The 14,908-nt window shown below is 42.8% G+C and carries 11 protein-coding genes and 2 rRNA genes (1 of these 13 only partly in view); 5 read left to right on the top strand and 8 right to left on the bottom strand.

Translation table 11 applies throughout. From position 1 onward, the window contains the following. Positions 1-371: 371 nt before the first annotated feature. Positions 372-1,319: a carbohydrate kinase gene (locus tag MKY51_RS00690; protein WP_339174708.1), complete on the bottom strand. Its 948-nt coding sequence runs from the start codon at positions 1,317-1,319 to the stop codon at positions 372-374. Positions 1,320-1,468: 149 nt separating this feature from the next. Here MKY51_RS00690 and MKY51_RS00685 point away from each other — a divergent pair, with 149 nt between their 5' ends. The 4 genes from MKY51_RS00685 (at position 1,469) to MKY51_RS00670 (ending at position 5,559) form a co-directional block, all read left to right on the top strand. Continuing rightward, entirely contained in the window at positions 1,469-2,029 is a 561-nt protein-coding gene (locus MKY51_RS00685; protein ID WP_339174706.1) for a GNAT family N-acetyltransferase, read from the top strand. An 18-nt stretch (positions 2,030-2,047) separates the two neighbouring features. Continuing rightward, complete coding sequence (locus MKY51_RS00680; protein WP_339174704.1) at positions 2,048-2,962, top strand: DMT family transporter; 915 nt, start codon at positions 2,048-2,050, stop codon at positions 2,960-2,962. 133 nt (positions 2,963-3,095) lie between these two features. After that, positions 3,096-4,619, top strand: coding sequence for an argininosuccinate lyase (gene argH, locus MKY51_RS00675; RefSeq protein ID WP_339174702.1), 1,524 nt, complete (start codon positions 3,096-3,098; stop codon positions 4,617-4,619). Beyond that, complete coding sequence (locus tag MKY51_RS00670) at positions 4,612-5,559, top strand: BadF/BadG/BcrA/BcrD ATPase family protein (RefSeq protein WP_339174701.1); 948 nt, start codon at positions 4,612-4,614, stop codon at positions 5,557-5,559. Before argH ends, MKY51_RS00670 begins: the two co-directional genes overlap by 8 nt. 48 nt (positions 5,560-5,607) lie before the next feature. Here MKY51_RS00670 and MKY51_RS00665 read toward each other — a convergent pair whose 3' ends face one another. The 5 genes from MKY51_RS00665 to aceA all read right to left on the bottom strand — a co-directional run bounded on the left by MKY51_RS00665 (position 5,608) and on the right by aceA (position 11,597). After that, positions 5,608-5,991 carry a YkvA family protein gene (locus MKY51_RS00665; RefSeq protein ID WP_339174700.1) on the bottom strand — a complete coding sequence of 128 codons (384 nt, stop codon included), beginning with the start codon at positions 5,989-5,991 and terminating at the stop codon, positions 5,608-5,610. A gap of 85 nt (positions 5,992-6,076) precedes the next feature. Then, entirely contained in the window at positions 6,077-6,787 is a 711-nt protein-coding gene (locus MKY51_RS00660; protein ID WP_339174699.1) for a glycosyltransferase, read from the bottom strand. Positions 6,788-6,843: 56 nt separating this feature from the next. Next, positions 6,844-8,577: an adenine deaminase gene (ade, locus tag MKY51_RS00655; RefSeq protein WP_339174697.1), complete on the bottom strand. Its 1,734-nt coding sequence runs from the start codon at positions 8,575-8,577 to the stop codon at positions 6,844-6,846. A gap of 134 nt (positions 8,578-8,711) precedes the next feature. Then, the gene (locus tag MKY51_RS00650) at positions 8,712-9,887 is read right to left on the bottom strand and encodes an alanine--glyoxylate aminotransferase family protein (RefSeq protein ID WP_339174696.1); all 1,176 of its coding nucleotides are present in this window, start codon (positions 9,885-9,887) and stop codon (positions 8,712-8,714) included. 426 nt (positions 9,888-10,313) lie between these two features. Further along, entirely contained in the window at positions 10,314-11,597 is a 1,284-nt protein-coding gene (gene aceA, locus MKY51_RS00645; RefSeq protein ID WP_339174695.1) for an isocitrate lyase, read from the bottom strand. Positions 11,598-11,812: 215 nt separating this feature from the next. Here aceA and MKY51_RS00640 point away from each other — a divergent pair, with 215 nt between their 5' ends. Further along, positions 11,813-12,484 carry a LytTR family DNA-binding domain-containing protein gene (locus MKY51_RS00640; protein WP_339174693.1) on the top strand — a complete coding sequence of 224 codons (672 nt, stop codon included), beginning with the start codon at positions 11,813-11,815 and terminating at the stop codon, positions 12,482-12,484. A gap of 84 nt (positions 12,485-12,568) precedes the next feature. Here the strand turns inward: MKY51_RS00640 and rrf are convergent. Both rrf and MKY51_RS00630 read right to left on the bottom strand, forming a co-directional pair. Continuing rightward, a 5S ribosomal RNA gene (gene rrf, locus MKY51_RS00635) occupies positions 12,569-12,684 on the bottom strand. 183 nt (positions 12,685-12,867) lie between these two features. Beyond that, positions 12,868-14,908 (bottom strand): 23S ribosomal RNA (locus MKY51_RS00630) (it continues 888 nt past the right edge of the window).

Here is a 14,908-nt window from a genome sequence, read left to right as displayed (position 1 = left end):
TGGGGGAAGTTCTAATATATTTTCATTTGTTCTAATAAAGTTGGGATTTTCTAATATAACCGTCCGTTGTTCTAATATCAGACTGTAATGTTCAAATAAATCCCCTGCATTTTCTAATATCGCTCTGACTTTTTCTAATATCGTCGATCATTGTTCTAATAAAAATCAAAACGCCCTCCTTTGCCACCTCGCACTCACGAAATGAAGCTCCTTCGCTCCACTTCTTCTAATAAACCCGTCACTTGTTCTAATAACCATCCAACTTCTTCTAATAACCGGGCGCAATCTTCTAATAACCACAACCACACCCTAACAAAAAAGCCGCCTCCAAAATGTTAAACACTTCGAAGACAGCTTGCTCTATATAAAATTTATTTAATTAAATGCTTAATTTCCTCGTAGCTTGGCAGTGCCGTTAATGCACCGGCTTTAGTTGCCGCCATTGCGCCCAGCTTGTTGCCGAATGCGACACAGCTTACTAAATCTTCTGTTACTGTAGGTAAACCATTGAAATGAACATAGCGGAGTACACCAGCCATAAACGCATCGCCTGCGCCTGTTGTATCTACAGGAACAACTCGTTCAACGGGAACATGTGTTACTTCGCCGTTTAATACGGCATAAGCTCCATCAGCGCCAACTGTAACAAGCACAATCGGTACTAACAGCTCATCCAACTTTTGAAGACCTTCTTCAATTGTTGTTGTTTCTGTAAGGAAATATAATTCCTCATCAGTTAGCTTTAAAATATCTGCATCTTCAAAGAATGAAGTAATCGTCTCACGGCAGACTTCCTCGGATTCCCAACGAAGCGGGCGGATATTCGCATCGATTGCGATGATCGCTCCCTTATCCTTAGCCATATCCACTGCGGCACGTGTTGTTTTTAATGCTGTTTCTTCAAACATCGTTCCTGAACAAACATTTAAAATCGAAGCACGTTTGAATGCTTCTTCCTGTAATTGCTGAGGTGTTACTTGTAAATTCGGCGTCTCATCGACATAATCTTTAAATACTCGCTCACATTTTTCAGTTAAATGCACATATACACCACTTACACGCTTCTTCGCATCAAATACAGCGAAATCAAGATTCACACCTTCTTTTGCAATCTCCTGACGGCAAAATTCCGATGTTTCGTCATCGCCTGTAATTGTAATAAGTGCTGACGGTGCCCCAATACGACTAATCCCTGCTGCAACATTGATTGTTGCGCCACCTAAATACTTCGTAAATGAAGTATTGGTCTGATCATTTGCAATATAATCAACGAATGCATCTCCATAAACTAAGATGAATTCTTTGTCTATTTGGCTCATTAATTGTCTAACCTCCGACGTTGTATGTTCTTACTAATTTACCATAGAAAAGATATATTTATAAAACTTTATACTATTCTGAAACTAATGCTTTCTTCGCGAATGAATATATTTTCTGTTATACTTTGTTCGGTAAGGAGTTGATTGTGATGACCATTACCATTCGACAAGCAGATCGAAATGACGCGAAAGCTGTTGCCCCTCTAATTTATGACGCAATCGGAGACATTGCAAACAATTTGACTGGTGAAGAAGAAGTTTCGCAGATTTTAGCTGCTTTAGAACAGTATGTCACAGAAACGACAAATCGACACAGCTATTTGAATACATTTGTAGCGGAACAACAGGATGAAATAGTTGGGATTGTCGTGCTTTATGATGGCCGTCTCGGATACGAGCTCGATCGTCAGCTAGAAGAACAACTAGCCAAAAAGGGAATACAGACTACATTGGATGTTGAAGCACATATGGATGAATATTACATCGATACCATTTGTGTCTCGAAAAATGCACGTGGTCTTGGCATTGGTACGCTCTTATTGCAATTTGCCGAGCAAAAAGGCAAAGAGCTTGGGTACGAAAAGATTTCTCTAAATGTGGAACTAGAGAAACACGATGCACGACGCTTGTACGAAAAAGTAGGTTATCGTACTACTGAAAGCTGGACAATAATTAATGAGCCATTTCATCATATGGTGAAGTTGCTATAGAATAGGAAGAAACACGAAATGAAACAAAACTGGATTTACCCGCTATTAATCGTAATAGCGGCTAGTAGTTACGGAGTTTTATCAACAATTGTAAAAGTTGCGATGCAGCATGGCTATACTTCGGCAGAAGCTGTGACAAGCCAATATTTCGTTGGATTTTTACTCGCACTCGTGCTCTTTGTTGTAACACAACGCACATTACCGAAGCTATCAAGAAAAGGTGCCATTACTTTAATTTTAGCCGGAATATGTACAGCAGTTACCGGTATTTTTTACGGTCAGTCCCTTAATTATTTACCTGCATCATTGGCAGTTGTGATGCTGTTCCAATTCACATGGATTGGTTTATTCATGGACTGCTTTCTGAAAAGACGCCTGCCAACACGCATTGAATTAATTTCATTAGTATTTTTATTTGTAGGTACGATTTTGGCAGCCGGTGTCATTGATGTAGATTTATCGCAAATTGCATGGCAAGGATGGGCATTAGGATTACTCGCTGCCTTTACTTTTGCTGCTTTTATGCAATTTAACGCTCAGCCTGTTGAAGGTGTAACGACGATCGGACGCACATTTATTTTATCTGTTGTATCGCTGATCATCGTTTCTATCTTCTTATCTCCTGAAATTGTATGGAACGGTCAATTGACTGGCGGTCTTTGGAAGTTTGGTCTGGCACTAGGGCTCTTCGGTATTATTTTGCCGATCTTACTGTTCTCGATTGCTGCACCAAAAGTTGGCGGTGCACTTGTTCCTATTTTAAGTGCAATGGAACTGCCTGTAGCGATTACGGTATCGGTTATTGTATTAAATGAAAATTTAACACTTCTCCAAGTTTTCGGTATCGTATTTGTACTGTTCGGTATGGTTTTGCCATCCTATTTTGCTTCAAGAAAAGTACGCATTATCGATCAAACACAGCAGCTGTCCTGATTTCAGGGCAGTTTTTTTATGTCTATTTTACGCTGGCTCACTTAATTTATTTGAATTGATAAAATTTTCTAATAATTGTAGAATGAGATTACGAGGTAGTAGTTTCTATCATTTGATCGGAGGCCCATTCACAATGTTCTTTCAGAATTACCGCAATCTAATAAATGAAAAAGAAGGAATTTTATTTCCTTCCAATAGTTATCGTCAAATGGTTTTACAGCCCGCTTACGATGAGGCTCGCAAGCATTTTTTGGATGCGATGCTTCAAATTCATATTGCCCATTTAAAGATGCTTGAAGAACAGGAATTGGTTACCCCAGAAAATGCACGCCGTATCGGTCAGGCGATTCAAAAACTTGATCTGGAATATTATAAAACCCGCGATTATAACCCGCAGTTTGAAGATTTATTTTTCCGCATTGAAAACAAGCTAATCGAACTTGGAGGCGAAATTTCAGGGAATTTACATATCGGACGCAGCAGAAACGATATGGGAATCGCCATTTACCGTATGACTCTTCGGAAAAAGTTGCTTTCGCTCATGCAGGAACTTTTAAACTTACGTCAATCACTAATCGTCTTTGCCGAAGAGCATGTAGAGACGATCATGATTGGCTATACACATACACAGCAGGCGCAGCCGACAACATTTGCCCATTATTTAAAGGCTGTCATCGACCAATTGACCAGGGACTATAAACGAATGCAGGCCGCATACAATACGATTAACCGCAGCAGTATGGGAGCGGCGGCTTTGACAACAACAGGGTTCCCGATCAGCCGCGAGCGAGTACAGGAATTGCTTGCTTTTGACGAGTTAATCGAAAATGCCTGGGATGCTGTAGCCGGTGCTGACTACATCGCGGAAGCAGCTAGTATCGTACAGCTCGCGGCATTAAATTTAGGGCGCACATCACAGGACTTTTTACTATGGGCAACGCAGGAATTCAATGCTTTTAAGCTTGCGAGTCCTTATGTGCAGATCAGCTCCATCATGCCCCAAAAGCGCAACCCTGTCTCAATTGAGCATACACGTTCGTTGCTCTCATCAGTTGTCGGGGATGCGGCAACAGTGTTACAGATGGTCCACAATACACCGTTTGGAGATATTGTCGATACAGAAGACGATATGCAACCTTATTTATGGCGGGCAATTGATCGTTTAGGCGGGATTTATAAGCTATTTGCAAGTATGATCCTCACGATGGATGTGAATAAGGAAAACTTACTGAAACGTGCGCAAAACAGCTTTGCCAACGTAACAGAGCTTGCCGATTCCCTCGTACGCTCCGAAGGTATTTCATTCCGTCAGTCACATAAAATCGTCAGCCTATGTGTGCGGGATTTGATGGCAAATAATAAAGAATCGCTCGCAAGCCTGACATGGAATTTGGCAAACGAGAAATGCCTGGAAGTTACGGGAAAGCCGCTTCAAATTAATGAGATTGCCTTTTACCAGGCGATCCAGCCGGAGTATTTCGTTAATATACGTACATTAAAGGGAGGGCCTGCGCCTGCAACAATGCGAAAGTCGCTCAAACAGGCACAAGAAGATACGGTCCATCTTGAAAATTGGCTGCGAGAAAAAACAGAGGCCATTTTAAAAGCAGAAAATCGATTGGAACAAATTTTAAAGGGGTGGACGGAACATGAGTAATCGTTATGTATTAGCCGTTGACGGTGGTGCATCAAAAACAGTAATGACCATTCGTTCTACAGATGGACGTGAACTATTTACCGCAACTTCCACGGGATCGAATTACCAGGCGGTGGGGATTGGAAATGTCCAACACGTATTTACCGGTCTGCTGAGGAGTGCAGCAGCCCATTTACCGAGCCTGTTTATTGATGTAGCCATTTTTGCACTATCCGGCATTGATACAGATCAGGATAAAAAGATTATTGAAGAAATTATTGAAGAAAGTATCGCCCGATCCCCTTTTACATTCGGTCAAGTTTTAATAGAAAATGATGTTGAAGCGACTTTAAAGGGACTTGGGAAAAGTGATATAAGCCTGCTTATTTCGGGCACAGGGGCGATTTGCTATAGCCTCATGAATGACAAGATTAGTCGTGGCGGCGGCTGGGGGCACCGGATTGGTGATGAAGGCAGCGGCTACTGGATCGGAAAACATATTGCGAAGGCGATTTTCCGCGCTGCTGATGGACGCAACAAGCCGACCATATTAACAGAGCTTGTTTTGGCAGGTCATCATGTTCACAGCACAGATGAATTGTTCAACCTTATTTATTCAGCGGATTATACAAATGCCCGATTGGCGAGCTTCAGTTCCTATTTGCAGCAGGCGGTCGAAATGGGGGATGCCGTTGCACAGAAAATTATGCAAAAGGCGGCGGATGAGCTTGTTTTATTGGCAGCAACGACATTAAAAAATGCAGGCTATGCAAACAATGAACATACACTGTTTTTAAATGGCGGCATTTTAAAAAATAACCCCGGGCTTGTTGAATTAATAACTGCTCAGCTCCATAAAACACATCCTAATATTACGTTAAAGCTATGCGAGGAAAAACCGATTGAAGCTATTTTCAATCGCGGCATACGCGAATTAAACGGTGCCCAGTCTGTAAAATAAACATAAAAAATCCCCTAAAGCATCAGTTGCTTAAAGGGGATTCATATTTTATTGCACTACGTCTTCCTGACTTCCCAGCTTTCCTTCGATTAACTCTTTTGCTTCATCCTTCATCTCATCTGTGATCGACAAATACACTTTCCCCAGCGCAGTTAAAATGACAAATGCATCATCGGTTAAACCGAACAAAGGTAGAAAATCGACTACTAAATCGAATGGTAAAATAAAGTACCCAAGCGCTCCCAAAACAATGAGCTTGCTTGATTTCGGCATGTCCGGACTACGCAGGGCAACGTAAAGTGTGGCAGCTGCCTGCATCGCTTTATAGCCTAACCCTCCACCGAATTTCTTCATTTTATGCAGGAATTTTTTATCTGAATAATGTTGGTCTTGACCTTCAATCATTTTTTCAAAATTATATTGTTCGCTCATACGAATGCTCCCTTCTTCTCTAGTACTTTATTATTCCTCAAATATGCGGCTCATAATCCTATACGTTTTCGCAATTAGAAAAGATTCATTTCGTATTGTGCCTTTTATGTAGGAAATTTAACCAAAGCTGCTGGAATATTTTTGTCGGATTCAATACTTCATCATAGTAAATAATTGAATTTTTACGGAGCTTTGCATGACCGATCGGCACCTCGTAGACAGGGACTTTTCGTCTTATCGCCTCAATGAGCATGTTTGTATCATAGTAATACGACTCCCCCTTTACTTTACAAAGCCATGGCAGATGGACTCTTGGGATATAGCGTAACCCTGTTTGGATGTCGAGCAAACGTTTACGGATAAGCAGCTCAAACATCATCGAATAGGCGCGGTTTTGAAGTTTACTAATGAACGGATAGTCGGAATCCTTGAAGTCACGAATACCTAGTATAATCCCGTCCGAAAAAATTTTCGTACTCGATAACACCTGCTCCACATCCAATAACGAATGCTGGCCATGCGCGCCTACCGTAATAATCCCCTTTGCCCGCAATCGTGATTTCAGTATATACTCCATCCCGGTTTTTAGCGCGCGGCCTTTCCCCAGGTTTTTGTCATGTGTTAATACTTCGCAGCCTTCTTGCTGCAATTGTTCAAAAAGACCGTTATATCTTTCTTCACTGCCATCATTAATGATAATAATTTGGGAAATAGGCAATGCATTCAGTTTCCTGACAAATTGAAGAAGGGCCGGTAGTGGGTTTAATGCTGGAATCATAACAATCACTTGCTCCATTTTGCATGCTCCTTCATAGAATATTTATGAAAAAATATAGATTAGCAAACTATTCATCAGCCATTAAAAATCTCAACCGGAATATGCTGAAATTTTGTAACATCAAATAAGCCTGTATCTGTAAGCTTAATATCAGGAATAACCGGCAAAGCGAGAAACGATAAAGTAAGAAACAGATGATAGTCGAGTGTAGGATGAATTGTATGCAAACCTTCATGTAATTTCTCCAGCTCCTGCTTCGCTTGTTCAGCAGGAGCATCTGTCATAAGACCGGCGATTGGCAGACTGAGGGAAGCAATCACTTCTCCTTCATTTACAACGACTAACCCGCCTTGTATCTCTTGAAGCGCCTTAAGTGCCAATAACATATCTTCATCATTTGTTCCTACGGCGATCGCATTATGTGAATCATGGGATATCGTTGTTGCTACTGCGCCGCTTTGAATACCGATACCTTGTACGATTGCGACTGCCTTTGTCCCAACATGGTGATGCCGCTCCACAACCGCCAGCTTCAATAAGTCCTTTTCAATAGAGGGTACAAATTGTCCATTTGCTACATCAACTTCCAACTCAATCCGCTTTGTAATGAGCTGGTTTGGCACAATTTTCATGACATTTGCCCAGTTTCCTGTAAACGGCAAGCGTAAATCTTCAACCGTCATCTCTGGTAAATGCATAGATTGTAAAATGGATGTTTCAACTGTAGTCTTTTCCGGAATTGGTGTAAGCATTTCTCCATTTTCTGCAACTTTTTTGCCATTTTTCCATACAGCCAGTGCTTTCATCGTCTGCAAATCCTCAACTACTATAAAATCTGCATCATAGCCTGTGGCAACCGCGCCTTTATTTTTCAGACCATAACATTCAGCGGCATTTAATGATGCAAGCTGTATCGCCAGTAATGGATCCATTCCTTCCGCAATCGCCAATGCCACTGCATAGTTAATACTTCCCTGCTCCATCAGTTCATCCAGATGCTTATCATCCGTACAAAAAGCAAAACGCCGTGCATTCGACATTGTTACAGCAGGTAAAATGGCTTTTAAGTTTTTGGCTGCTGACCCTTCCCTAATGAATACATACATCCCCTGTTCCACTCGGTCCAATGCCTCTTCGGCTGTGACGCATTCATGATCTGTTGTAATTCCTGCTGCCCGGTAACCACGTATTTGAGAACTTGTTAAACCTGCACAATGGCCATCAATGATCATCCCATTTTCTTGAGCAAGCTTTAGCTTTGCGAGCATTTCCTTTTCCCCTTTTAGTACAGCTGGAAAATCCATTACCTCTGCTAAACCTAGCACATTCTTATGACCGATAAATTCATTTAAATCTTTTGCCGTCAGCACAGCTCCTGCATGTTCAAAAGAGGTCCCCGGTACACTGGAAGGCAGCATGAAATAAATATCCATTTCGACATCATCAATATCCTGTAGCATAAATTCCAATCCTGCTTTACCTGAAACATTCGCAATTTCATGCGGGTCTGAAACGACAGCCGTTACACCATGTGGAAGCATGATTCGATTAAATTGTTTTGGAACAAGCATGGATGATTCAATATGAATATGCGCATCAATAAATCCAGGTACAATATACTTTCCGCTTGCATCTATTACTTGCTCTGCTTCAAATTCACCTGGCTTAGAAACCGCAATAATTTTGCCGTTTGCCACTACAACATCGCCTTTGCGCCAGCGTAAATTAAAAACATCGGCAATTTGCGCATGTTGAATAATGAAATCCGCTTTACCTCGTTTTTGAGATTGATCAATAATTTCCCTCATATGCCACCCCCTGTTTATTTCACACTATGATCCTATTTCATTTAATAATTAAATAAAAAAGGGAAGGCTTTAAAAATCGCACCGTCCCCTTTCCTATAATTGCACCAAACTTTAATATATGATTCTATTAACCTTTAGCTCTTTACTGTTGCTGCTTCTATTTCCTGAGCAAATACACTTTTCGCCTTTTCAATATCAACTTCCAGCTGTTGTTCTTGCAATGCTTCACCAATTGCTGCAATAGCCTGGTCCAGCATTTCCGCTGTTGTATTCCCCATATGCCCGATACGGAATGCTTTTCCTGCCAAGTGGGCTAAGGAACCCGCTACGATAATGCCGCGCTTCGCCAGACTTGCTCGGAATTTTCCATCTTCAATGCCTTCAGGATATAAAATACAGCTTAATGTCGGCGCAGCTACTTCTTCATCAGCCAATGGTGTCATCCCGTAAGAACGCAGTGCCGCACGGATCGCTTTACCAAATGCGATATGACGCGCTTCACGTTTTTCCATACCTTCTTCTAATACAATATTCAATGCCACATCATATGCGTAAATTAAGTTAACCGGAGGCGTCGCAAAGTACATTGCCGGGTTCTCCATAATATTGCGCCAATTATGTATATCCGCATAATAGGCCGGCACTGTCCCGATTTGTTCACGTGCTGCCAATGCATTCCGACTGAAAGCAACAATTGCCAGCCCTGGAGGAATACCAATTGCTTTTTGCGATCCAGTTAACACAATATCAATTTTGTAATCTTCTTCACCGTAAGCTTTACTCATATCCTCTTGCAATGCTGCTGTTGCGACAACACCATCGACAATGACAAGTGCACCGGATGCTTTAATAATCGGTACTAGAGTATCTAAGTCCGAAACAACTCCAGTAGATGTATCCGCATGTGTAATTGTTACGGCCTTATACTTATTAGCCTTCACCGCTTCCTCCACTAGCTTGGCGTCTACACGTTCACCCCATGTCGACTGCAGTACATCCACTTCAATTCCAAACGCCTTTGCAAGTGGTGTAAAACGATCGCCGAAATAGCCGTGGCTAATAACCAAGAGACGTTCACCTTTTGCAATAGTATTTACGATTGCCATTTCCATTGCCAACGTACCTGAACCCGCTACTACATACACTTCCCCGTCTGTATTAAACAGCTTTTTCGTATTAGCTAACGCGTTCTTAAATGTTTCAACAAATCGAGGGTCTGTATGGCCTCTCGTCTCACTCGCCAAGGCATCATAAATCTCATCCATTACCGGTGTCGGCCCTGGCACTAATAATAATTCTTTATTTTTCATTGGTATCGCCTCTTTTTCTTAATAGTAAAAATATTCTATCTATATAATATTCTCTATACTTTATAGAACTCCTTCATTTATACAAAATAGAAAATGCCTTTTCAGCCCCATCCAAGCTAAAAAGACATTCCTCTTTATAAAAACCCCTTAGTTTTCCTTATATGTTGGGAGGCATCCCATACTAAACCGCGTTCCAATTCGATTTAGCATTTTTCATAGTAGTCAATCTGTTCAAGTTCAAGAAAGTATTCCTTTTCCCCTCCTATGTTTCTTTCAAGAGTCGCTTCGGCATAACGTCTATTTACTAAGTGCACATTCCCCAATGTCACTAGAATCAGTAAGATAGAAGAAAAGGAATAGATTAATCCGAAAAAGCAGTTCCCCGTTTATGAATCTCTTCATAACACTGCCTATTAAACTTCAGTCTTATACAAATTGCTCTGTTTCAGTAGAGCCGGACATAGCAGTTGTCGAAGATGTACCACCTGAAATTGTTTGTGATACTTCATCAAAGTAACCAGTACCTACTTCACGTTGGTGACGAGTAGCAGTGTAACCTTTGCTTTCAGCAGCAAACTCAGCTTGTTGTAGTTTAGAGTAAGCAGCCATACCATTATCTTTGTAGTCATGCGCAAGCTCGAACATTGAGTAGTTTAAGCTGTGGAAACCAGCAAGTGTAATGAATTGGAACTTGTATCCAAGCTTTCCTAGTTCACGTTGGTACTCTGCAATCTCCTCATCTGATAATTTAGCTTTCCAGTTGAATGAAGGCGAGCAGTTATACGCTAACATTTTCCCTGGGAACTCAGCATGGATTGCAGCAGCAAACTCACGTGCTTCTTCTAATGATGGGTGAGAAGTCTCACACCAGATTAAGTCTGCATATGGTGCATAAGCTAACCCGCGTGCAATTGCTTGCTTAATGCCTGGTTTAGTACGGTAGAATCCTTCAGGAGTACGTTCACCCGTTAAGAACTCTGCATCGCGTGGGTCAATATCTGACGTTACCATGTCAGCAGCATCTGCATCTGTACGTGCGATTAAAATTGTATCAACGCCTGCCACATCAGCAGCTAATCGTGCCGCAATTAAATTACGGACAGCGTTTTGTGTTGGTAATAAAACTTTCCCGCCTAAGTGACCGCATTTTTTCTCAGAAGCCAATTGGTCTTCTAAATGCACACCAGCTGCACCCGCTTCAATCATCCCTTTAACTAATTCGAATACGTTTAACGGACCACCGAAGCCTGCTTCTGCATCAGCTACAATCGGTGCAAACCAGTCAAAACCGTCATCGCGGCCTTCCGCATGGTCAATTTGGTCAGCACGCTGAAGCGCCTGGTTAATACGTTTTACTACTGCTGGTACAGAGTTTGCCGGATATAAAGATTGGTCCGGATACATTTGACCAGAAAGGTTTGCATCAGCCGCTACTTGCCACCCCGATAAGTAGATTGCCTGTAAACCTGCTTTTACCTGCTGTACAGCCTGATTCCCCGTTAAAGCTCCTAACGCATTGATGAAAGGTACTTCATGTAATGACTTCCATAAACGAGCAGATCCACGTTTTGCTAAAGTTTGCTCCTGGATGAATGAACCTTGTAACTTTACAACCTCTTCTGCTGTATAACCACGCTCAATACCTTTCCAGCGCGGGTTTTCTGCCCAATCCTTTTGTAAAGCTTCGATTCTTTCTTGACGAGTTGACATAATAAATTTCCACCTTCCCCATTGTGTATGGATATTCTGTTAGAAAAATTTGTAATCGACTGTTCCATAACAGAACATCTTGCTGTAATATAATGTATAACAGAATGTTTAACTTTTCATTATTTTCTGATAAATTAACTTTAATTTAGGATGAATGGGTATATTTGGAGGATGAATTGTCATTTAGGCTATAATACAGAAGGAGTGGAATTGCATTGTCATTACAAAATATTGAAATCGAAAAGGACATTTTAAATCAGTATAAAATTATTTTAGAAGATTGGATTCCTGAGGATGCATCGATTGCAATAGCAGTAAACAATAGCTTTATTTATTTCAGTACCGGTCATCACCATTTTGCATTGAAAGTCGGGTCGGCTGTTCCGAAAGACAGCATCGCTTATAAAGTACTACAAACTAAACAAAAGGTTGATGCTGTTATGGAGAATACACTTTTTGAAACACCCTATTATGCAATCGGTTATCCGATTTCGGTTAACGGCGAACATGGCGCTCTAGTTGTCGTCCTGCCCCCATTGTTTAAAGTAAAGAGTTCGGATATGTATAAGTTTTTAACAGGTAAACAAATGGAGGATTGGGTTCCGATTTCGATTGATGAAATTTCACATATTGAAAGTTTGCAAAAGAGGACTTGGTTTTACTCCAAAGGTGAACAATACAAAACAGCTGTTACACTGAAAGAATTACAGACTCGACTGCCAAATAACTTTCTTCGCATTCATCGCTCTTATATTATAAATATTTGCTATATCAAAAAAATCACGCGTGATTTAACTTCAAATTTTATTGTACAGCTGAAGGACGGCGTGGAATTGCCAGTAAGTCAGTCCTATATAAATAACTTGCGGGCGGTTTTGGAGTTTTAGTATGAGGAAAAATTTATAAAAGACAGGGCTCTATAGATCGAATAAACAAAAAACCCACTGATTCCTCAGTGGGTTTTTACATGTGCGAAGCGACGTCCTACTCTCACAGGGGGAAGCCCCCAACTACCATCGGCGCTAAAGAGCTTAACTTCCGTGTTCGGTATGGGAACGGGTGTGACCTCTTTGCCATCATCACTTCACTATTGCGGCTTCCAATACACGGCGCTATCCTTCGTCAACTTCCTTCGTTCTTTCAGTCACGTACTTGAGTACGCTCCTTCAATCACTCAGTCGTTTCCTCGACTAGCTTGTGTCTTGAAACCCTTAGAAAGATCATTCTTTCAAAACTGGATAAACGTTTCATTGAGTTTGTGCAATAAAATGTGGTTAAGTCCTCGACCGATTAGTATTCGTCAGCTGCATGCGTCACCGCACTTCCACCTCGAACCTATCTACCTGATCGTCTTTCAGGGGTCTTACTTACTTGCGTAATGGGAAATCTCATCTTGAGGGGGGCTTCATGCTTAGATGCTTTCAGCACTTATCCCGTCCATACATAGCTACCCAGCGATGCCTTTGGCAAGACAACTGGTACACCAGCGGTATGTCCATCCCGGTCCTCTCGTACTAAGGACAGCTCCTCTCAAATTTCCTACGCCCACGACGGATAGGGACCGAACTGTCTCACGACGTTCTGAACCCAGCTCGCGTACCGCTTTAATGGGCGAACAGCCCAACCCTTGGGACCGACTACAGCCCCAGGATGCGATGAGCCGACATCGAGGTGCCAAACCTCCCCGTCGATGTGGACTCTTGGGGGAGATAAGCCTGTTATCCCCGGGGTAGCTTTTATCCGTTGAGCGATGGCCCTTCCATGCGGAACCACCGGATCACTAAGCCCGTCTTTCGACCCTGCTCGACTTGTAGGTCTCGCAGTCAAGCTCCCTTATGCCTTTACACTCTACGAATGATTTCCAACCATTCTGAGGGAACCTTTGGGCGCCTCCGTTACTCTTTAGGAGGCGACCGCCCCAGTCAAACTGTCCGCCTGACACTGTCTCCTACCCCGCTAAGGGGCATGGGTTAGAAGTTCAATACAACCAGGGTAGTATCCCACCGACGCCTCCTTCGAAGCTGGCGCTCCGAGATCTCTGGCTCCTACCTATCCTGTACAAGTTGTACCAAAATTCAATATCAGGCTACAGTAAAGCTCCACGGGGTCTTTCCGTCCTGTCGCGGGTAACCTGCATCTTCACAGGTACTATAATTTCACCGAGTCTCTCGTTGAGACAGTGCCCAGATCGTTACGCCTTTCGTGCGGGTCGGAACTTACCCGACAAGGAATTTCGCTACCTTAGGACCGTTATAGTTACGGCCGCCGTTTACTGGGGCTTCAATTCACAGCTTCGCTTGCGCTAACCGCTCCTCTTAACCTTCCAGCACCGGGCAGGCGTCAGCCCCTATACGTCACCTTACGGTTTTGCAGAGACCTGTGTTTTTGCTAAACAGTCGCCTGGGCCTATTCACTGCGGCTTCTCTAGGCTATGCACCCAAAGAAGCACCCCTTCTCCCGAAGTTACGGGGTCATTTTGCCGAGTTCCTTAACGAGAGTTCTCTCGCACACCTTAGGATTCTCTCCTCGACTACCTGTGTCGGTTTGCGGTACGGGCACCTCTCACCTCGATAGAGGCTTTTCTTGGCAGTGTGAAATCAGGAACTTCGCTCATACGAGCTCGTCATCACAGCTCAACGTTAAAGTATGCGGATTTGCCTACATACACGCCTTACTGCTTGAACACGCGCAACCAACGGCGTGCTTACCCTATCCTACTGCGTCCCCCCATTTCTCAAACGGTGAGGAGGTGGTACAGGAATATCAACCTGTTGTCCATCGCCTACGCCTATCGGCCTCGGCTTAGGTCCCGACTAACCCTGAGCGGACGAGCCTTCCTCAGGAAACCTTAGTCATACGGTGCATGGGATTCTCACCCATGTTTCGCTACTCATACCGGCATTCTCACTTCTAACCGCTCCACCAGTCCTTCCGGTCTGACTTCAACGCTGTTAGAACGCTCTCCTACCACGCATACTCAAAGTATGCATCCACAGCTTCGGTGAATCGTTTAGCCCCGATACATTTTCGGCGCAGCGTCACTCGACCAGTGAGCTATTACGCACTCTTTAAATGATGGCTGCTTCTAAGCCAACATCCTGGTTGTCTAAGCAACGCCACATCCTTTTCCACTTAACGATTACTTGGGGACCTTAGCTGGTGGTCTGGGCTGTTTCCCTCTTGACTACGGATCTTATCACTCGCAGTCTGACTCCCGTGTATAAATATCCGGCATTCGGAGTTTGTCTGAATTCGGTAAAGCGAGATGCCCCCCTAGTCCAAACAGTGCTCTACCTCCGGTATTCTCAATC

This window comes from Solibacillus sp. FSL R5-0691 (assembly GCF_037974225.1).
In the GTDB taxonomy this organism is placed as follows: Bacteria; Bacillota; Bacilli; order Bacillales_A; family Planococcaceae; genus Solibacillus.
The sequence above is the reverse complement of the archived record's forward strand: the minus strand, read 5'-3'. Positions and strand labels throughout refer to the sequence as shown.

Coding starts and splice junctions, on each gene's coding strand:
- MKY51_RS00690 (WP_339174708.1), bottom strand. CDS start 1,319: ATGAGCCAAATAGACAAAGAATTCATCTTAGTTTATGGAGATGCATTC.
- MKY51_RS00685 (WP_339174706.1), top strand. CDS start 1,469: ATGACCATTACCATTCGACAAGCAGATCGAAATGACGCGAAAGCTGTT.
- MKY51_RS00680 (WP_339174704.1), top strand. CDS start 2,048: ATGAAACAAAACTGGATTTACCCGCTATTAATCGTAATAGCGGCTAGT.
- argH (WP_339174702.1), top strand. CDS start 3,096: ATGTTCTTTCAGAATTACCGCAATCTAATAAATGAAAAAGAAGGAATT.
- MKY51_RS00670 (WP_339174701.1), top strand. CDS start 4,612: ATGAGTAATCGTTATGTATTAGCCGTTGACGGTGGTGCATCAAAAACA.
- MKY51_RS00665 (WP_339174700.1), bottom strand. CDS start 5,991: ATGAGCGAACAATATAATTTTGAAAAAATGATTGAAGGTCAAGACCAA.
- MKY51_RS00660 (WP_339174699.1), bottom strand. CDS start 6,787: ATGGAGCAAGTGATTGTTATGATTCCAGCATTAAACCCACTACCGGCC.
- ade (WP_339174697.1), bottom strand. CDS start 8,577: ATGAGGGAAATTATTGATCAATCTCAAAAACGAGGTAAAGCGGATTTC.
- MKY51_RS00650 (WP_339174696.1), bottom strand. CDS start 9,887: ATGAAAAATAAAGAATTATTATTAGTGCCAGGGCCGACACCGGTAATG.
- aceA (WP_339174695.1), bottom strand. CDS start 11,597: ATGTCAACTCGTCAAGAAAGAATCGAAGCTTTACAAAAGGATTGGGCA.